At 66.4% G+C, this 18,440-nt stretch carries 21 protein-coding genes; 10 read left to right on the top strand and 11 right to left on the bottom strand.

Going from position 1 to position 18,440, the window contains the following annotated elements:
- Positions 1-24 precede the first annotated feature (24 nt).
- The 9 genes from SPYCA_RS12425 to SPYCA_RS12385 all read left to right on the top strand — a co-directional run bounded on the left by SPYCA_RS12425 (position 25) and on the right by SPYCA_RS12385 (position 7,932).
- Positions 25-369, top strand: a complete 345-nt coding sequence (locus SPYCA_RS12425; RefSeq protein WP_120220846.1) for an ArsR/SmtB family transcription factor — start codon at positions 25-27, stop codon at positions 367-369.
- Positions 366-842, top strand: a complete 477-nt coding sequence (locus SPYCA_RS12420) for an ArsI/CadI family heavy metal resistance metalloenzyme (RefSeq protein WP_120220844.1) — start codon at positions 366-368, stop codon at positions 840-842. The genes SPYCA_RS12425 and SPYCA_RS12420 overlap by 4 nt, the downstream gene beginning before the upstream one ends.
- A gap of 1 nt (position 843) precedes the next feature.
- Entirely contained in the window at positions 844-1,353 is a 510-nt protein-coding gene (locus SPYCA_RS12415; RefSeq protein ID WP_120220842.1) for an arsenate reductase ArsC, read from the top strand.
- Positions 1,350-2,009, top strand: a complete 660-nt coding sequence (locus SPYCA_RS12410; protein WP_120220840.1) for an aquaporin — start codon at positions 1,350-1,352, stop codon at positions 2,007-2,009. The genes SPYCA_RS12415 and SPYCA_RS12410 overlap by 4 nt, the downstream gene beginning before the upstream one ends.
- 39 nt (positions 2,010-2,048) lie before the next feature.
- On the top strand, positions 2,049-3,830 hold the full coding sequence (recQ, locus tag SPYCA_RS12405; protein WP_120220838.1) for a DNA helicase RecQ: 1,782 nt from the start codon (positions 2,049-2,051) through the stop codon (positions 3,828-3,830).
- A 454-nt stretch (positions 3,831-4,284) separates the two neighbouring features.
- Positions 4,285-4,719, top strand: a complete 435-nt coding sequence (locus SPYCA_RS12400) for a TIGR01244 family sulfur transferase (protein WP_120220836.1) — start codon at positions 4,285-4,287, stop codon at positions 4,717-4,719.
- Positions 4,716-5,120 carry a hypothetical protein gene (locus tag SPYCA_RS12395; protein WP_120220835.1) on the top strand — a complete coding sequence of 135 codons (405 nt, stop codon included), beginning with the start codon at positions 4,716-4,718 and terminating at the stop codon, positions 5,118-5,120. The genes SPYCA_RS12400 and SPYCA_RS12395 overlap by 4 nt, the downstream gene beginning before the upstream one ends.
- On the top strand, positions 5,113-6,027 hold the full coding sequence (locus SPYCA_RS12390; RefSeq protein WP_120220833.1) for a sterol desaturase family protein: 915 nt from the start codon (positions 5,113-5,115) through the stop codon (positions 6,025-6,027). Before SPYCA_RS12395 ends, SPYCA_RS12390 begins: the two co-directional genes overlap by 8 nt.
- 318 nt (positions 6,028-6,345) lie before the next feature.
- Positions 6,346-7,932 carry a GMC family oxidoreductase gene (locus tag SPYCA_RS12385; protein ID WP_120220831.1) on the top strand — a complete coding sequence of 529 codons (1,587 nt, stop codon included), beginning with the start codon at positions 6,346-6,348 and terminating at the stop codon, positions 7,930-7,932.
- Between the two features lie 89 nt (positions 7,933-8,021).
- Here the strand turns inward: SPYCA_RS12385 and SPYCA_RS12380 are convergent, their stop codons facing one another.
- A complete protein-coding gene (locus SPYCA_RS12380; protein ID WP_120220829.1) occupies positions 8,022-8,561 on the bottom strand; it encodes a winged helix-turn-helix transcriptional regulator in 540 nt (179 codons plus the stop codon).
- Positions 8,562-8,623: 62 nt separating this feature from the next.
- On the opposite strand from SPYCA_RS12380, the gene SPYCA_RS12375 reads away from it, so the two are divergent.
- Complete coding sequence (locus tag SPYCA_RS12375; RefSeq protein ID WP_172595060.1) at positions 8,624-8,998, top strand: VOC family protein; 375 nt, start codon at positions 8,624-8,626, stop codon at positions 8,996-8,998.
- Here SPYCA_RS12375 and SPYCA_RS19075 read toward each other — a convergent pair.
- The 10 genes from SPYCA_RS19075 to SPYCA_RS12325 form a co-directional block, all read right to left on the bottom strand.
- Entirely contained in the window at positions 8,967-9,308 is a 342-nt protein-coding gene (locus SPYCA_RS19075; protein WP_146625136.1) for a hypothetical protein, read from the bottom strand. The genes SPYCA_RS12375 and SPYCA_RS19075 overlap by 32 nt on opposite strands.
- 53 nt (positions 9,309-9,361) lie before the next feature.
- Positions 9,362-11,722 (bottom strand): TonB-dependent receptor, encoded by a 2,361-nt coding sequence (locus tag SPYCA_RS12370; RefSeq protein WP_120220825.1) that lies wholly within the window; start codon positions 11,720-11,722, stop codon positions 9,362-9,364.
- Positions 11,723-12,073: 351 nt separating this feature from the next.
- The gene (locus SPYCA_RS12365; RefSeq protein ID WP_120220823.1) at positions 12,074-13,438 is read right to left on the bottom strand and encodes an ammonium transporter; all 1,365 of its coding nucleotides are present in this window, start codon (positions 13,436-13,438) and stop codon (positions 12,074-12,076) included.
- A gap of 18 nt (positions 13,439-13,456) precedes the next feature.
- On the bottom strand, positions 13,457-13,795 hold the full coding sequence (locus SPYCA_RS12360) for a P-II family nitrogen regulator (protein WP_003043080.1): 339 nt from the start codon (positions 13,793-13,795) through the stop codon (positions 13,457-13,459).
- 415 nt (positions 13,796-14,210) lie between these two features.
- Positions 14,211-14,906 carry an endonuclease/exonuclease/phosphatase family protein gene (locus SPYCA_RS12350; protein ID WP_120220819.1) on the bottom strand — a complete coding sequence of 232 codons (696 nt, stop codon included), beginning with the start codon at positions 14,904-14,906 and terminating at the stop codon, positions 14,211-14,213.
- A gap of 114 nt (positions 14,907-15,020) precedes the next feature.
- Positions 15,021-15,233 carry a putative signal transducing protein gene (locus SPYCA_RS12345; protein WP_120220811.1) on the bottom strand — a complete coding sequence of 71 codons (213 nt, stop codon included), beginning with the start codon at positions 15,231-15,233 and terminating at the stop codon, positions 15,021-15,023.
- Positions 15,233-15,799 carry a pyridoxamine 5'-phosphate oxidase family protein gene (locus SPYCA_RS12340; protein ID WP_120220809.1) on the bottom strand — a complete coding sequence of 189 codons (567 nt, stop codon included), beginning with the start codon at positions 15,797-15,799 and terminating at the stop codon, positions 15,233-15,235. Before SPYCA_RS12340 ends, SPYCA_RS12345 begins: the two co-directional genes overlap by 1 nt.
- A 28-nt stretch (positions 15,800-15,827) precedes the next feature.
- Positions 15,828-16,397: a DUF924 family protein gene (locus SPYCA_RS12335; protein WP_232003294.1), complete on the bottom strand. Its 570-nt coding sequence runs from the start codon at positions 16,395-16,397 to the stop codon at positions 15,828-15,830.
- A 138-nt stretch (positions 16,398-16,535) separates the two neighbouring features.
- A complete protein-coding gene (locus SPYCA_RS12330; protein ID WP_120220805.1) occupies positions 16,536-16,934 on the bottom strand; it encodes a hypothetical protein in 399 nt (132 codons plus the stop codon).
- An 80-nt stretch (positions 16,935-17,014) separates the two neighbouring features.
- Positions 17,015-18,250 carry a hypothetical protein gene (locus SPYCA_RS12325; protein WP_120220803.1) on the bottom strand — a complete coding sequence of 412 codons (1,236 nt, stop codon included), beginning with the start codon at positions 18,248-18,250 and terminating at the stop codon, positions 17,015-17,017.
- Positions 18,251-18,440 lie beyond the last annotated feature (190 nt).

The following is an 18,440-nucleotide window of genomic DNA, read 5'->3' as shown; positions in this document are numbered from 1 at the left end:
TATTATCGAATCATGGAGATCCCGATGGAATCCGAAACCATTATCCGCGCGCTCGGCGCGCTTGCGCAGGAGCACCGGCTCGCGCTGTTCCGGCTGCTCGTGCAGGCGGGGCCCGAGGGGCTTGCGGCGGGAGCGATTGCCGAGGCGCTGGGGGTGCCGGCGTCGTCGCTGTCCTTCCACCTTGCGCAGCTCACGAACGCGGGGCTGATCGCGCAGCGGCGCGACGGGCGCTCGCTCATCTATTCGGCCGACTATGGCGCGATGACCGCGCTCGTCGGCTTCCTCATGGAAAATTGCTGCGGCGGGGCGGCGTGCGCGCCCGCGGCGGGATGTACCACCGATTCCAACAGCGAAAGGAAAAGCGCATGAGCCGGTTTCACATGCACGTCGGGGTCGCCGACCTCGACAAGTCGATTGCCTTTTACAGCGGGCTGTTCGGCGCCGCGCCGAGCGTCACCAAGCCCGACTATGCCAAATGGATGCTCGACGATCCGCGGATCAATTTCGCGATCTCGGTGCGCGACGGCGCGCATCGCGGGATCGAGCATGTCGGGTTGCAGGTCGAGGATGCCGATGAGCTGAAGGCGGTCTATGGCCGACTGAAGAACGCGGGGGCGCCGGTGCTGGAGGAAGGCGCGACGACCTGTTGCTACGCCAAATCGGAAAAGAGCTGGATCGCCGATCCCGACGGGGTGGTGTGGGAAGCGTTCCTGACCAACGGTGAGGCGACGGTGTATGGCGACAGCCCCGATTTCGCGCCGCTCGCGTCGGACAATGCTGCCGAAGATGCGTGCTGTGTGCCGACCATGCCGCAGCAAGCGGCACCCAAAGTCTGCTGTTGATATGACGGCGGGGGAGGGGCTTGGCGTGCTGGTGCTGTGCACCGGCAATTCGGCGCGCAGCATTTTGGGCGAGGCGCTGATCGGGCGCATGGGCGACGGGCGGCTCACCGCGTATAGCGCGGGGAGCAAGCCCAGGGGCGTGCCGCACCCCGCGGCGCTCCGCCTGCTCGGCGCCAAGGGCTTTGACGTTTCGGCGTTTCGCTCGAAAAGCTGGGACGCGTTCGCCGCTCCGGGCGCGCCGCGCATCGACATCGCGATCACCGTGTGCGGCAATGCGGCGGGCGAGGCGTGTCCGCTGTTCACCGGCGCGCCGGTGCGCGCGCACTGGGGGCTGGCCGACCCCGCCGACGTGACGGGCGGCGCGGCGGCCGAAGATGCGGCCTTTGCCGAGACATACCGGCTGCTCGAAATGCGCGTCGCCGCGATGCTCGCGCTGCCGCTCGAAGATATGACGCCCGCCGAGCGCCGCGCGGCGCTGAACGCGATCGGGCAGATGGAGGGCGCGGCGTGACCCGGCGGATCGCGGCCGAAGCGATCGGCAGCTTTTTCCTGTTCGCGGCGGTCGTCGGGTCGGGGATCATGGCGGAGACGCTGTCGGGCGGCAATGTCGGGATCGCGCTGCTCGCCAACGCGCTTGCGACCGGGGCGATATTGTTCGTGCTGATCGCGATGCTGGGGCCGGTGTCGGGCGCGCATTTCAACCCCGCGGTGACGCTGGTGATGGCGCTTGGCCACCGCATCGCGCCGCGCACTGCGATGCTCTATGTCGCCGCGCAGCTGGCGGGCGGTATCCTGGGCGTGTGGGCGGCGCATCTGATGTTCGACCTGCCGCTGCTGCAATTTTCGGCAAAGGCGCGCACCGGCGGCGGGCAATGGGCGGGCGAGTTCGTCGCGACCTTTGGCTTGATCCTCACGATCCTCGGCACCGTGCGGCACCGCCCCGACTGGGTGGCGCCGAGCGTCGCGCTCTATATTACTGCGGCCTATTGGTTCACCTCGTCGACCAGCTTCGCCAATCCCGCGATTGCGGTGGCGCGCAGCCTGTCGGACAGTTTCGCCGGGATCGCGCCAGCCGATGTGCCCGCGTTCGTGGCGGCGCAACTCGCCGGCGCGGTCGCGGCATGGGGCTGCGGCCGCTGGTTGTTTATGGAGGACGCGGCGGGATAGCCCCTACCCCCGCGCGGCCGCGCTTGCTAGGGCGGCGCCATGCCCTCTCCCGCCGACGCGCTTCTCCCCCTCCTCAAATCCACCTTCGGTTTCGACCATTTTCGTGGCCGTCAGGCCGATGTCGTCGCTCGCGTCATGGCGGGCGAGCGCACGCTGGCGGTGATGCCGACGGGGGCGGGCAAGTCGCTGACCTATCAGCTGCCCGCGGTGGCGCTCGACGGCTGCGTCGTCGTCGTGTCGCCGCTGATCGCGCTGATGCACGACCAGCTGCGCGGGGCGCGGGCGGCGGGGATAAGAGCGGCGTCGCTGACCAGCGTCGATGCCGATTTCGCCGATACCCGCCAGGCCTATCGCGACGGCCAGCTCGACCTCCTCTATATCGCGCCGGAGCGCGCGACGGGGGAGGGGTTCCGGTCGCTGATGGAGGCGCGGACGCCCGCGCTGTTCGCGATCGACGAAGCGCATTGCGTCAGCGAGTGGGGGCATGATTTCCGGCCCGATTACCGGTTGCTGCGCCCGCTGCTCGACGCCTTTCCCTCGGTGCCGCGACTGGCGCTCACCGCGACCGCCGACCGGCACACGCGCGAGGACATATTGGTCCAGCTCGGCATTCCCGCCGACGGTCTCGTGCTCGCGGGCTTCGATCGGCCGAACATTCGCTACCGCGTGATGCCGCGCGTCAGCCCGGCGAAGCAGCTCGCCGATTTCATCGCCGCCAATCCGGGGCCGGGGATCGTCTATTGCCCGACGCGCGACGGGACCGAGCGGATGGCCGACCGGCTCGCCGCGGCGACGGGGCGCAGCGTGGCCGCCTATCACGCCGGGCTCGACCCTGAACGACGCATGGCTGTGCAGCATGATTTTGTGGCGTCGGAGGACGGCATCGTCACCGCGACGGTCGCCTTCGGCATGGGGATCGACAAGCCCGACGTGCGCTTCGTCGCGCACGCCGGGCTGCCGAAATCGATCGAGAGCTATTATCAGGAAACCGGCCGCGCGGGGCGCGACGGCGATCCGGCCGAGGCGCTGATGCTGTGGGCGGCCGACGATTTCGCGCGCGCGCGTGCGCGGCTGTCCGAACTGCCCGAGGCGCGCGTGGCGGGCGAGCGGGCGCGGCTCGATGCGCTCGCGGCGCTGGTCGAAACGGTCGAGTGCCGCCGCGCGCTGCTGCTGCGCCATTTCGGCGAGAATCCGCCGACACGCTGCGGCAATTGCGACACCTGCCTCGATCCCCCCAAACAACTCGACGCGACGGTGCTCGCGCAGAAACTGATGAGCGCGGTCTATCGCACCGGGCAGAGCTTTGGCGCGGGCCATGTCGAGGCGGTGCTGACCGGCAAGCGCGACGCGCGGGTCGTCAGCCGCGGGCACGACAAGCTCTCGGTTTTTGGCATCGTCGAGGGCGAAGAAGCGCGGCTCATCAAGCCGCTGGTGCGCACGCTGATGGCACGCGAGGCACTTGCGACCACCGAGCATGGCGGGCTGATGTTCGGTCCTGCGGGCCGCGCGGTGATGAAGGGCGAGGCCCCGGTGCTGATCGCCGAGCCGCCGGCGAAGCGCACGCAGCGGCCCAGCCGAAGCGACCGAGGCGCCGCCAATCCCGTCGGCGACCCGCTGTTCGAGGCGCTGCGCAGCGTCCGGCGCGAGCTCGCCGCCGAGGCGGGCGTGCCCCCCTATGTCGTCTTCCACGACGCGGTGCTGCGCGCGATGGCGAGCGAACGTCCGGCGACGCGCAGCGACCTGGCCGCGATCCCGGGGGTCGGCGCGAAGAAGCTCGAGGCTTGGGGCGATGCGTTTCTGAATGTGATCCGACGGTTTTGATTCGCAGTTTTCGATCGGGATGAGAGGGGATTGACGGCGTCCCCCTCTCCCAACCGGTGCCGGGTCAACCGCGCCCCGCGCGGTTGAGGATCGTCCGGGGGACGGTCCGACCCGGCGCCCTCCTGAAGGGGAGAGGGTGTTATGGCTGCTAACCACCCCGGACCGGCCACAAAAAGCTGTCCGACATGGCCCGGCTGTGCCAGCCTTCATCCCGGCTCTTTCAAAATGTGGACAAAGCGCTCGCCGCCCGGCGTGAAAACAGGGGCGTCAATCGCGCGCGACCTATGCGCCGGGCGCGGCCAATCGGCGGCCGCACAAGGCTGACCTTTCCTGACCTTTGGATGGATTGCGCCGGGGCCGCGCCGACCGCTTCGCACCCCGAAGCAGCCGGCCGTCAGTGGCGTTCACACCTTCACGCTTGTCAGCATGCCCGCGGCGGGAGTAGATCGCGGCGATGAGCGATTTTCGTCCCCTGTCCGCCCAGTTCAGCGTCGCGCCGCAGATCGACATCGAGGATGTCGCCGCGGCGAAGGCGGCGGGCTTTGCGCTGGTCGTCAACAACCGCCCCGACGGCGAGGAACCCGCGGCGCCGCAGGGTGAGCAGATCGCGCATGCCTGCGCCGCCGAAGGGCTGGCCTATGCCGCGATTCCGATTGGCCATGCAGGGTTCAGCCATGCGCAGATCGATGCGCTCGACAAGCTGCTCCATGACGCGACGGGGCCGATCCTCGCCTATTGCCGGTCGGGGACGCGCTCGACGCATTTGTGGGCGCTGGCGCGTGCGCGCGCCGGGGACGATGTCGGCGCGATCGTCGAAGCCGCGGCGAAGGCGGGCTATGACCTCACCGGCCTGCGCCCGATGCTCGACGCGCTGGCGGGGGAGCGGTGACGGCGCTGCTCGTCCAGACGGGCGCCTCGCTCGTCGCGGTGTTGTTCGTCGCCTGGCTCGTCGGGCGGCTGGGGCTGGGCGCCGATCCGCGGATCGAGGATGCGGCCCATGCGATCCGCCTCGCCGAAGAGGCCGAGGCCGGTTTTCGCGGAATCGAGGTCGCGCGCGACCGCGCGGGTTTTGCCGCGATCGTGCGCAATGCCGAGGGGCGGATGCTGCTGATCCGCGCGCATGGCAATTTCTTTGCCGCGCGGCCCGTCGATGCTAACGTGATCGGACGGCTCGACAAGGATTTCCTGACGCTGGCGATGCCTGAAAAGACCTTCGGCGCGGTGACCTTGCAGCTGGGGAAAGATGCGGGAATGTGGGCCAGCCGGATGCGGGAGGTGGGGCGTGCCTGAACTGCCCGATCCCGTCGCCTATGCCGTGCCGGGCTTCATCCTGCTGCTGATCGTCGAGATGATTGTCTCGCGGCGCCAGGACCGCAGCCGTTACGAGGCCCGCGACACGTTGACATCGCTTCTGCTTGGCACCGGCAGTCAGGTCGCGGGGGCATTGGTCGGCGCGGCGGTGATCGGCATGGCGGTGTGGGTGCATCAGTTCCGGCTGTTCGACATCGGCATCGCGTTCGGCACATGGTGGTGGGCGTGGATCCTCTGCTTTTTCCTCGACGACCTCGCCTATTATGCCTTCCACCGCAGCGCGCACCGGGTCCGCTGGTTCTGGGCAAGCCATGTCATCCACCACAGCTCGCAGCATTATAATCTGTCGACCGCGCTCAGGCAGACGTGGACGGGTTTTTTCAGCCTCGCCTTCATCTTTCGCCTTCCGCTGTTCCTGATCGGCTTTCCACCCGCGATGGTGTTCTTCTGCGCGGGGCTGAACCTGATCTATCAGTTCTGGATCCATACCGAGGCGATCGGGCGAATGCCCAAATGGTTCGAGGCGGTGATGAACACGCCGTCGCACCACCGCGTCCATCATGGCGTGAACCCGCGCTACCTCGACGCCAATTATGCCGGGGTGTTCATCATCTGGGATCGGATGTTCGGCAGCTTCGTTCCCGAACGCGACGACGAGCCGGTGCGCTATGGCATCGTCAAACAGCTCGGCAGTTTCAACATCCTGTGGGCCGCCGTCCACGAATGGGTCGGGATCGCCAAGGATGTGTGGACCGCGCCGTGGCGGCACAAGCTGGGTTATATCTGGCGCGAACCCGGCTGGAGCCACGACGGCAGCCGCGCGACGAGCGCGACGATCAAGGCGCGGTGGGCGGCGGGGCGCGCGAGCGAGGAGGCGGCGGAGTAGCCGGAGCGCTGGCAGGAGATTCGCGTAGGGGGCGCAGAGGAAAAAGGGGGGCACGCGGAGACGCGGAGACGGAAAAATCCGTTCGCCCTGAGCTTGTCGAAGGGCCGTATTTGCTGAAACCTTGCCGAGAAGAACGGCGCTTCGACAAGCGCAGCACGAACGGGCTTGGATACCCCTCCGCGTCTCCGCGTCTCCGCGTGAACCAAAAATCTCTGCGCCCTTAGCGCCTCTGCGCGAAATCTTCTTTCCGCCTTGCCTCGCTCTCTAATGACATTCATGTAAGCATCCGGGCGAGCGGCGCGAGGGAGAGCGGCAGGCATGGATCAGTTCGACATCATCGTCATCGGCGGCGGCAGCGCCGGAAGCGCGGCGGCCGGGCGACTCGCCGAGGACGGCAGGCGCAGCGTCTGTCTGGTCGAGGCGGGCGGGACGAACGACATCATGCGCGTGAAGACGCCGGGTTTCATGCCTTTCATCCCCAAATCGTCGAACTGGCAATATGAGACCGTGCCGCAAAAGGGCCTGAACGGCCGCACCGGGTACCAGCCGCGCGGACGCGGGCTGGGCGGGTCGAGCGCGATCAACGCGATGGTCTATATCCGCGGCCACCGCTTCGATTATGATCAATGGGCGGCGCTGGGCGCGACGGGGTGGAGCTATGCCGATGTGCTGCCCTACTTCAAGCGCAGCGAGGGCAATGAGCGCGGCGCCGACGAATGGCATGGCGCGGACGGGCCGCTGAATGTGATGGACCAGCGCTGGCCCAATGTGACGAGCCGCCGTTTCATCGAAAGCGCGGAGGCGCTGCAACTGCCGCGCACCGCCGATTTCAACCGCCCCGACAATGAGGGTTTCGGGCTGTATCAGGTAACGCAGAAGGACGGCGAGCGCTGGTCGGCTGCCCGAGCCTATGTCGAGCCGCTGCGCGGGCGCGCCAATTTCGACATCCGCACCGGGGCGCTGGTCGAGAAGATATTGGTCGAGGACGGGCGCGCCGTGGGCGTGGCGATCCGCTGCGGGCGCCGCCGCGAGACGCTGCGCGCACACGGCGGGGTGGTGCTGTCGGCGGGGGCGTTCGGGTCGCCGCAGATTTTGATGCTGTCGGGGATCGGGCCGGAGGCGCATCTGCGCGAACAGGGCATTTCGGTGATCGCCGACCGCGCGGCGGTGGGCGCGGACCTTCAGGACCATATCGACTATGTGTCGAGCTGGGAGACGCGCTCGACCGATCCGCTGGGCAACAGCCCCAGCGGCGCATGGCGGATGGTGAAAGCGATCCTTGAACACCGCACCCGGCGGACCGGCATCATGACCACCTGTTTCGCCGAGGCGGGCGGATTCTGGAAATCGCGCCCCGACCTGCCCGCGCCGGACGTGCAATATCATTTCGTCCCCGCGATGCTCGAGGATCATGGGCGCACCAAGGTCAAGGGGCACGGCTTTTCGTGCCACGCCTGCGTGCTGCGCCCCGAAAGCCGCGGGACGGTGCGGCTGGCGTCGCCCGATGCCGCCGCCGCACCCGCGATCGACCCCGGCTTCCTGACCGACGAGCGCGACATGGCGACGTTAAGGGCGGGCGTGCGGATGATGCACCGCATCGTCGCGGCGCCGCCGCTGGCCGATTATGCCGGGGTCGATCGCCATCCGGTCGACCTGGACAATGACGCGGCGCTCGACGCGCTGATCCGCAGCCGCGCCGACACCGTCTATCACCCTGTCGGCACCTGCCGGATGGGGAGCGACGCGGATGCCGTGGTCGACCCGACGCTGAGGCTGAATGGCGTCGACGGCCTGTGGGTCGCCGACGCAAGCGTGATGCCGCGACTGGTCAGCGGCAACACCAATGCGCCGAGCATCATGATCGGCGAGCGCGCTGCCGATTTTGTGAAAGCGGCTTTGGGCTGATCTCTATCGTCATCCCGGCGAAGGCCGGGATCTCACCGGTGCGGAATGACGCGAGGTCGAGATCCCGGCCTTCGCCGGGATGACGACGGTTATAAGCACGCCTCCGCCAGCGTCCGCCCGCTTCGCGTCAGCGCATAGCGACTCGTCGGCGGGCGCATATCGAGCACCTCGCGCCGCACCAGCCCGTGCGTGCCGAGCGCACTCAGCCCCTGCGACAGCGCGCGCGGGGTGGCGGGCGCGAGCAGGCGCGACAGCGCGTTGAAACGGTTGTGGCCCGCACCGATGCCCGCGACGATCGGCAGACCCCAGCGCGTCGTGGCGCCAGGCGCAAGGCCGATCGCGCGTTGCGCCGCGGCGATCGTCGCGGCGCGCGCGGCGGCGGCGGCTCCCGTTTCGGTGAGGATATATTCAGGGCGTAGCGGATGGCCGTGACCTGGGTTGCGCCGCACCCAGCCGATCGCCGCCGCGGCATCGAGCGTGCGCGTCAGGCTGTCGCGCGCAAGGCCGAGGCGGTGGACCAGCTCGACGAAACGCGCGCCCTTATGCGCCGCGAGGTCGGCGAGCAACGGCACAAGCCAGCGATGGCTGCCGAGCTGGACGAGCAGCGGGTCGGGCGTGCTTGACGGCATTTGCAAGTAACTATATAAATCGGACCACAGACGCAAGCGCGCCGGTCATGGGAGGCAAGACGATGGCATTGAAGATCGGGTCCGAGCTTACCTGTTCGATGGGGGTCAGGGACATGACCGCGTCGATCGCCTGGTACGAGCGGGTGATGCAGTGCGAACTGCTCTATCGCGCCGACGGGATCGGCTGGTGCGAACTCAAGACCCCGATGGCGGGGGTCAATATCGGGCTCAGTCAGGTCGAGAGCGTTACGCAGGGCGGCGGCGCGACCAATGTGTTCGAGGTCGCCGACATTGCGGAAGCAAAAGCGCATCTCGACGCCGAGGGCGTGCGGCAGGACGGCGGCATTCAGCACATAGCGGGGCTGGTCAAACTCCTGACATTCTACGACCCCGACGGCAACGCCTTCATGTTTTCGCAATCCGAAATGGCGGCATGATCCCCAGCCGCTTCGCGGCGCGAATCGATCCCGCCGTCATCGGCGCGAGCATATGGGCCGCGCTGTGACAGGCCGTAGCGACAGCAAAGGATTCGGCGATTCTATGCTGCGCTGTCGCTGCAAAAGAGACTGAAAGCCGCGGATTTCCGCAGGGATCATTGCTGCGCACAAAAAAGAGGGCCGGGATTTTCATCCCGGCCCAGCCTTTCAGGCTCTCCCCTCCTGAAACTGTTGACGCAATGAATGCCACATTAATGTCATGTTGGGAAGGCCAAAATTGCGGCACTCCTGCACAAAAAATATGCAACATTTTCGTTGAGAAAGGGAGCGAACCGTCGGCGCGGTCCGCCCCCTTCGCCCCGGTCAGAATGTCTTGCGCGCCGTGATGCCGAACGTGCGAGGCTGTCCGACGCTGTAGCCGAGGCGCGCGCGTCCGCCGCGCTCGCGATCGAACGAGAGCAGCGCATTTTCGTCGAAGACATTGTTGACATAGGCGATCAGCGACAGGCCATTGTCGAAATCGACCCCCGCGCTCAGGTTGACGAGCTGATAGTCGGGCAGTTGCAGGTCGACCGTCGTCGATGCCCCGGCCGGCGCCCCGCCGAAGGGCAGGCCGTGGACGAAGGTGCGCGGATTATTTTCCTGATCCGCCGGCTGGGTGTAGCGCGTGCCGACATGCTGGAACGACGCCGCGACATACATGCTCGCGCTGTCGCCGATCGGCCATTCATAGCTGCCCGACGCCGAAAGCTGGAACTTGGGCACCGAGGGCAGGCGGTTGCCGTCGCGGATGCCCGTCGCCGCCGTCAGCGCCCCCGGCAGTGTCGAGTCGAACTCGGCCTCGATGAGGCTGCCCGACAGGTTGAGGTCGAGCCCGTCGGCGGGCGACAGCCCCAGCTCGAACTCGACGCCCATCGAATGCGCCTTGGGCACGTTGAAGACGATGCGCGACGAACAGGTGCCCGCATCGAGCGTGACCTGGAGATTCTTGATATCGTTGTAGAAGCCCGCGGCATTGAAGGTGAACCCGCGCCCCTGCGTCTTCACGCCCAGCTCGTAATTCCACAGCGTTTCGTCGTCATAATCCTGAAAGCTGCCGAACAGCGCTTCGTCGTCGGGTGAGCAGAGCGGCAGGTTCAGGGGATCGTTGACCCCGCCGAGGCGGAAGCCCTTCGACGCCTGCGCATTCACCGTGACATTGTCGCTGACGTCGTAGGACAGCAGGAAACGCGGGGTGAAGCCGCTCGACTTGGTGCTGTCGGTGCGGTTGTCGCCGTTGGCGAACAGCCCGCCGGAGACGAAGCTGCGCGTTTCCTTGAAGTCGTAATAGCGCCCGCCCGCGGTGGCCGTGAAGGCGTCGGTTATGTCGTAGCTGACCTCGCCGAAGATCGCGAACTGCTTGATGTCATAGGGCAGATCGGCGTTGTAGGGCGAATCGGCCGGAAAACCATTTGCCACCGCCGCCGAGGTGCCGGCGCCCAGCGTTGCATCGGTGAAGGCGTCATAGCCCGGCGTCGGCAGCCGCTGGGCATAGACGCGGTCGATCTTGGAATAGAAGCCGCCGACGAGCCACTGGAACGGCCCGTCATTGTCCGACGCGACGCGGACCTCCTGCGTCCAGGTTTCCAGGTCGGTGGTGTCGAGCAGGTTCGAGGGCAGCAGCACGCCCGCGTCGGGGAAGCCGAGGTCGACCGACACCGACCCGGTGAGCGCGCTCGCGTCGCGGCTGACGAGGATGTCGCGGTTGATATAGCTCGTCACCGAAGTCAGCGTCGCGCCGCCGAGTCCGACGTCGATCTTGAGGTCTGCGATCAGCGTCTCGTCCTCGAACGCCTCGCGCAGCAGCAGATATTGCTCGCGCTCGTCGAACGTCACCGTGGGGCGCGTCGTCGTGAACTCATTGGCGTAGAGGTTATAGATTTCCTGACGGTTGAACCCGTCGGCCTTGACCTTCTGATAGACGACGCGCGGAGTGATCGACAGATTGTCGCTGGGTTCAAAGGTCAGCGCGAGGCGGCCGCCATAGCGTTCGCCGCTGTTGACATCCTCCTTGCCCGCCGGGCCGATCGCGTTGATGAAGCCGCCGTAGCGCGTATAATATCCGACCGCGCGCATTGCGGCATTGTCGCCCATCGGCACATTGACCGCACCCTTCAGATGGCCGCCGATGTCGTCGCCGTCGACGAGGTTGAGGTTCGCCTCGACGCTGCCTTCCATCACGCCGATCTTGGGCTGATTGGTGATATAGCGGATCGTGCCGCCGACCGACCCCGATCCGAACAAAGTGCCCTGCGGCCCGCGCAGCGTTTCGACGCGGTTCAAATCGTAAAGGTCGATGTCGGGGGTGAAGAGCGAAAGCGAGATGACGCTTTCGTCGAGATAGACGCCGACCTGTTCCTTGACCCCCGGCTGATCGCGCACGACCTGCCCCGCGGAGACGCCGCGCACCGACACCTGGCTCTGGCCGGGGCCGAGGTTCTGCACCGACAGGCCCGCGACATTGCGCGACAGATCCTCGAGCGTCACCGCGCCCGATTTCTGGATGTCTTCGGCGGTTTGCGCGTTGATCGAAAAGGGAATGTCCTGAAGATTGGCGTCGCGTTTCGTCGCCGTGACGATGATGATGTTGCCGTCATCCTCGGCGGCGGCGTCCTGCGCCATGGCCGGGGTCGCGACAAGCGCAAGCGACGACAGGCCCGCGAGCAATGATGCCCGTGCATTCATGTTGATCCTCCTCCTGGTGGCCGATCTGGCGTCGGTCCGGCAGCGAAGGTGCGCCTCTTGTCACAATTGCGCAATGGCGCACGAATCGGTCGCGGCCGATTGGCGCGACGCTGTTGCATCCGCGCCACGGTCAAAAATGACCGAAGTGAAACTCCGGCGCGTGGCCGTTCCGGCCCCAGGTCAAAAAAAATGGCCGGGGTGAAACCCCGGCCCGTGGCCGTTTCGGCCACAGTTCAAAAAAATGGCCGGGGTGAAACCCCGGCCAGTGGTTCGCAGGAGGAACCTGGTGAGGATCCCGCCGCCGTCGATTGAAAGGAGAGAGAGACGTGCGGCGACGGGTATCCTGTCTCGTCAATAATTGTAGGCGCGCTCTCCATGTTCGCCGAGGTCGAGCCCTTCGCGCTCCACCTCTGCCGAGACGCGCCCGCCGGTGACCAGCTTTGCGACATAGAAGGCGATCGCCGAGCCGATGCCGGACCAGAGGATCGCAACGAGGACCGACTTGACCTGGATCCAGAGCTGGCTGCCGAGGACATAATCGTCGCCCGCCGGACCGCCGAGCACCGCCAGCATCGTCACCGCGGTGCCGACCGAGCCGATGATGCCGCCGAGGCCGTGGATGCCGAACACGTCGAGCGAGTCGTCGAAGCCGAGCTTCGGTTTCATCTTCATCACGAACCAGCAGCAGACGATACCCGCAACCGCGCCGAGCAGGATCGCGCCGAACGGACCCGAATTACCCGCGGCCGGGGTGACCGCGACAAGACCGGCGATCGCCCCCGAACAGGCGCCGAGCAGCGACCCCTTGTGGCCGAGCGCGCGTTCCGTGAGCATCCAGAAGAGGACGCCGGCGGCGGTGGCGGTGAAGGTGTTGATGAGGGCAAGGCCCGCCGAACCATTGGCTTCGAGCGCGGAGCCGGCGTTGAAGCCGAACCAGCCCACCCACAGGAGCCCGGTGCCGACGAGCGTCATCGTCAGCGAGTGCGGCGCCATGATTTCCTTCTGATAGCCCGTACGCTTGCCGATGATCAGGCAGCCGACGAGCGCCGCGATACCCGCATTGATGTGGACGACGGTGCCGCCCGCGAAATCGAGCGCGCCCCAGCCGAAGATCAGCCCGGTCGAAGCCTCGTCACCGCCGAGATACCAGACCATATGTGCGATCGGATAATAGACGATGGTGAGCCAGATGATCGCGAACACCATCACCGCCGAGAATTTCATGCGCTCGACGAGCCCGCCGAGCACGAGCGCGACGGTGATGGCGGAGAAGGTCATCTGGAAGGCGATGAACACGAATTCGGGGATCACGACGCCGTCGGTGAAGGTCGCGACGGTCGAATCGGCGGTGACGCCAGCGAGGAACATCTTGCCCGCGGAGAGGAACTGGTTGGCGTCGCCGCCGAAGGCGAGGCTGTAGCCGAACATCACCCACAGGATCATCGCGAGCGCGGCGACCGCCAGAATCTGCGTGAGCACCGACGCCATATTCTTGGTGCGGACGAGGCCGCCATAAAAGAGCGCAAGACCCGGCACGATCATCGCCATGACGAGCACGGTCGAAATCATCATCCACGCGGTATCGCCCTTGTCGGGCGTCGGCGCGGCGGCCTCGGCGACGGCGGGCGCCGCCTCTTGCGCCCAGACGGGCAGCGCGGCGAACAGCGAAAGGCCCACGGCCCCGGCGCCCGCCGCAATTTTCTTTGCGAACGTCATATTTTCCCCCTTCGTCATTTAGAGAGCCGCCTCGCCGGTCTCGCCGGTGCGGATGCGCACCGCCTGACCCACGTCGAGCACGAAAATCTTGCCATCGCCGATCGAACCGGTGCCGGCGCTTTGCTGCAGCGTTTCGACCACCCGCGGTGCGAGCGCGTCGTCGCAGACGAGCTCGATCTTCACCTTGGGCACCATGTTGGTGGCATATTCGGCGCCGCGATAGATTTCGGTCTGCCCCTTCTGCCGCCCGAACCCCTTGACCTCGGTCACGGTCATGCCGGCGATGCCCAGCCCGGTGAGCGCTTCGCGCACCTCGTCGAGCTTGAACGGTTTGATGATTGCCAGGATCAGCTTCATGATGCCCCCTTTTGCTAATGGCACGATGTTGCGGTGCAACAGCCGTGCCAGATTGCGCCGGGTGAGCAAAAGTTAACATTTTGTGACGGTTTTGGGGTCGCTCAGGCACCGGATCGTGCGTTCGATGGGCAGTCGAGGCGGAGATTTGCCTAATTTTTGGGCAGGGTTGTCGTCGGTCTTGGCGGGATGAACGGGGATGTTGTCCGTTATCGACCGGAAGCGGCCGTTGCCGATCCTCCCCCAAGGGGGGAGGGGGACCACCCGCAGGGTGGTGGAGGGGTACGGGAGATCATACGCAGCGCTCGAGACCGCGTACCCTTCCACCATGCTTCGCATGGTCCCCCTCCCCGTGCCGGGGAGGAGCGGCAACGTCGGCTCCTCACTCCAAATCTGACGTCCGGTTTTGCCCCTGCTATCAAATTGCCTTGAACCGCGCCCAGATCGGCAGGTGATCGGACGCGCGCGCCGCCAGCGGGCTGCGGTGCACCCCTGCATCGACCGGGTCGAGGTCGGGCGAGGCGAAGATGCGGTCGAGCTTGGCGACCGGGCGGCGGCTGTGAAAGCTGTGTCCGGTATCGACCAGCCGGTGCTCGGCGCCGAAGTCGGCAAGGCAGCCGCCGGTGCGACGCCATTCGTTGCAGTCGCCCATCAGGATCGTCGGCAGCTTTTCGCCCTCGGCGACATGATGCAGGATCGCGCGCGCCTGCTGGCGGCGGCGCAGCCCCGAAATGTCGAGGTGCATCCCGACGACGCGCAGCCGCGTGCCGCCGATGCGTACCGTCGCGGCAACCGCGCCTCTGGGCTCGAGCGTCGGCAGGTGGAGCGCGTGGCTTTCCTCGACCGCGGCGCCCCTGCGCACGAGCAGCGCATTGCCGTGCCAGCCGATCGCATAGGGACGGCCGTGGAGCAGGTCGACGGGCACATAATCGCTATGCTCCTCGAACATGTGCGGCGGGATCGCGCTCGCGCGCGTGCCGAAGCGGCGGTCGGCCTCCTGCAAGGCGATAATGTCGGCGTCGAGTTCGCGCAGCACCGCAAGCACGCGGCCGGGATCGCGGCGTCGGTCGAGCCCGATGCCTTTGCGCATATTATAGCTGGCGACCTTGATCATGGGGGAGATGGCAGCTTTCCTTGTCCTTTTTCGTGATCAAGACGAGCGAATTGCGGATTCGGTTGCCCATATTGCGCGTCATTGCTTCGCTACGCTCGCAATGACATGGTGAAGTCAGTTCGCGCCGAACTCTGCCATCAACGCCCGCGCCTCGGCCAGATCCTCGTCGAGCACCATGATGCGCACCGGGATCATCAACCCGACGCTTTCGGCGATATTCATGCCCGCGTCGAAGCAGACCGCGTGGACGCCGGCGCTTTCGAGACGGCCGCGCAGCAATTCGGCCTCGGCGCCATTGGGCAGGCGCACCAGCTCGACGAGCGGCATCAGGCAGTCTCGCCGGCGATGAAGCGGTCGGTCGGGCGCGTCGGCAGGCCGTCGATGCTTTGTGTGCGCTCCCTGAACTTTGCGACCCACAACACGGGATCGGCCTGGCGGTGATATTTTTGCAGCGTTTCGCGCTCGGCCTGCAATTCCATCATCGGCACGCCCCAGCCGCAGCTCGTCTGCACGCTGTCGACGTCGATCACGAAAATCTGGCGGGTGCCGGGGAGCAGGGTGAAATGCGCCGCGAGCGCGTCCCATTCGGCATCCTGCGGCAGCACCGGCCGCCCGCGGCCATAGATGCGCAGGATCAGCGCGGTGCGGTCGAAGGCGCAGAACATGATCGTGATGCGCCCGTCGGCCGCGAGATGCGCGTGCGTCTCGTTCCCCGACCCGCCGAGGTCGAGATAGGCGACCTGGCTTTCCGACAGAACCTTGAAACTGTCGGCATAGCCCTTGGGCGACAGGTTGATGCGGCCCTCGTTCGCGGCTGTCGCGGTAAAGAAGACCGGCTGCTTTTCGATGAAGGCGATATGCTTGTCGGTCAGCGTGTCGGTGAATTCGGCCATGGTTCGTCTCCGTCTTGCGGCCTGCCTATCACCAATTCCTGCCCTCTTCTATCGCCGCCTCCTCGTCGGGCCGGGTCGCGCGGCCGAGCGCCTCGTTACGATGCGGAAAGCGCCCGAAGCGATCGACGATGTCGAAATGCTTCTGCGCATAGTCCTGAAACATCGGGTCGTCGAAGCGCGCAAAGAGGCGCAGCGATTCGCGCTGGTCGTCGATGTCTTCGCTGTGCTGAAAGGGCAGGCAGGCGAACTGGCGGCGCTCGTCGGGCCAATCGTCGTGCCAGCCGCGCGCGACGATGCCGCGCGCGATTGCGCGAGCGAGGCTGTCGGTGGCGAACGCATCGGCGTGGCCGCGATAGATGTTGCGCGGCACCTGATCGAACAGGATCGTCGCGGCGAGCGCGGTGTCGGGATCGGTCAGGAAGGTCTCGGCCGGCTGCGAGCGCAGCGCCTGATGCCAGTCTTCGGCCAGCGCGCGGACTTCGGCATCGAAATCGGGACCGCCGCCGTACCAATCGTCCATCGTGTGATTGTCGAACCAGAAGGCGAGCAACTGCCGCGCCCAGTCGGCGGGGGGAGGGGGGATGTCGGTGGCAGCCAAGAATTGTTTCTCCATCATGTGTCATCCCGGCGCAGGCCGGGATCTCGCCATCACGTCGGACCGCGACGGTGAGATCCCGGCCTGCGCCGGGATGACGAGCTTAGTTGAGGAGGCTTCGGGCGCAACCCGCGCCCGAGCTTATTCCGCCTTGGGACGCCGATAGGGAATGAAATCGCCGAGCGAGACGAAACCGGCATACATCCGGCTGCTGCTATCGCGCAATTCGACCGTGTCGATATTGCACAGCTGGCTGCCGATCGTCCTGGTGACGAGAATATCGTCGTCGTCGAGCGACTCGGCGCCGCCTTCGGGGCGATTGACCCAGAGGGTGCTGCCGATGCGATAGACGATCGCGGTTTCGTCGATTACCTGCGAACTGCTGACGTTCGACAGCGTGATGCATTTTTGCGGCTCGCCCGCGACGCGGCCTTCGAGCAGCCTGGCGAGCCTGGCTTCGGGGTCGCGTTTTTCGGCTGCGGCGGCGGGCGTGGCCGCGAGCGCGGCGGCGGCGATCAGCGCCGGGATCAGATGACGCATGGTTCGACTCCTGTCTTCAAACATGGCCCTACCGCCGATTCGTTTAGCGCAGCGGGTGTGAACGGGCGCTGACCGCGCGATCAGCACGCCGCGTCGGGGAGCGGGATGCCTAGCGGTCCCTTGCACTTTTTCTTCTTCGGCTTTTCGGCGGGTGCGCTGCCTTCGCTCGCCATGCCACCCATGCCACCGAAATCGGCGCCGATCATCAGCATGGTGTGCGAGCGAAAGCGGACCTTTGCCGTCCAGTCGATGTTCCAAACCGCACTGCCCGCGGGTTTGGGCGGATAGGCGAAGCTCGCCTCGGGGCCAAAGGCGTTGAGGTTGCCGAACATCATTTCGCCCGACGCCTTCTTGACCTCGGCGGGGATCTGGCAGCTCGTCTGTGTGGGCGGCATGACGATCTTTTGCGTGACGAGCCGCGCGACGGTGGCGGGCGGCAGCCAGTCCCAGAGCCCGCCGCCGAACTGCTGTGACGCGCTGCTCGTCCACCACACCATGTCGGCATTGCCGCCGCCGCGGTCCATGCCGCCGAACGCCCAGGCGACATAGCCGGTCGCCGGCTGGAGCGCGTTCCAGCGGATCATCACCGACCCGTCGCCCTGCATCGCGGTCGAGGCATTCAGCGCGGGCATATAATCCTGCGCCAGCGTGAAATTGATCTCCGGCCCGACATTGCCCGTGACGCGGTGTGCGCCGAGCAGCGAACTGTCGCTCGGCACGGCTTTCGACGATTTGCGGTTCGGCCAGTCGGCGTAGGAGGCGCTGTTCGACGCCATCACCTCGCGGATGCGCGGGACTGCGGTGGTGAACAGATTGGGCGGCATCTGTCCCGCCGCGACCCTGGCAAAGTCGATCACAACCGGCTGGCCTGACCCGGCCTTGGCGCCGCAACCCCAATAAAGGAGCAGGCGGCCCTTCGGACGCTCGAAATTGCCCGGCATTTCATTGCCGTCCTCGCGCGGGCGCGGCTGGCCGGGCTCCGGCCCCCACAGCGGCAGCGACGCGCCGAGCCTGGCCTGCGGCGGGAAAAAATGATCGGCACGGACGGGCGGGCTGGTCGGCGGCTGGGTCGACCCCAGGCGCAGTTCGATCGTGCGGGCGACCTGATTTTCGGGGCCGCCGCCGAACATCATCCCCATCATTCCGCCGACGCCGGGCTTGCGCCCGCCCGCGGTCATCGCGGCGAAACCCGACGCGGTCGCGACGTCCATTTCATAGCGTTCCCTGGGGCCGGTGGTCCTTTGCGCCGACCCCGGAACGGCGGCGAATATCGCGGCGATGGCGGCGACGGAGATGAAACGCAGACTCGAACGCATGCAAACCTCCCTGTTGCGGGGGTGCCCCCACGGATGATGCGACCGAAAGCTGTTCTTGTCTGGCTTTTATATGCGCGGAACGGGCGAACGCCAAGTGAGGGTGGTCACAGGCGGCGCGTCATCGCGAGCAAAGCGAAGCAATCTCCAGCCATCGCCGTCATCCAAGGCCGGTGGCTGGAGATTGCTTCGT

The sequence above is a fragment of the Sphingopyxis sp. FD7 genome, from assembly GCF_003609835.1.
Classification (GTDB): domain Bacteria; phylum Pseudomonadota; class Alphaproteobacteria; order Sphingomonadales; family Sphingomonadaceae; genus Sphingopyxis.
Note: the sequence above shows the minus strand (reverse complement) of the source record. Positions and strands in the feature narration are given on the sequence as shown.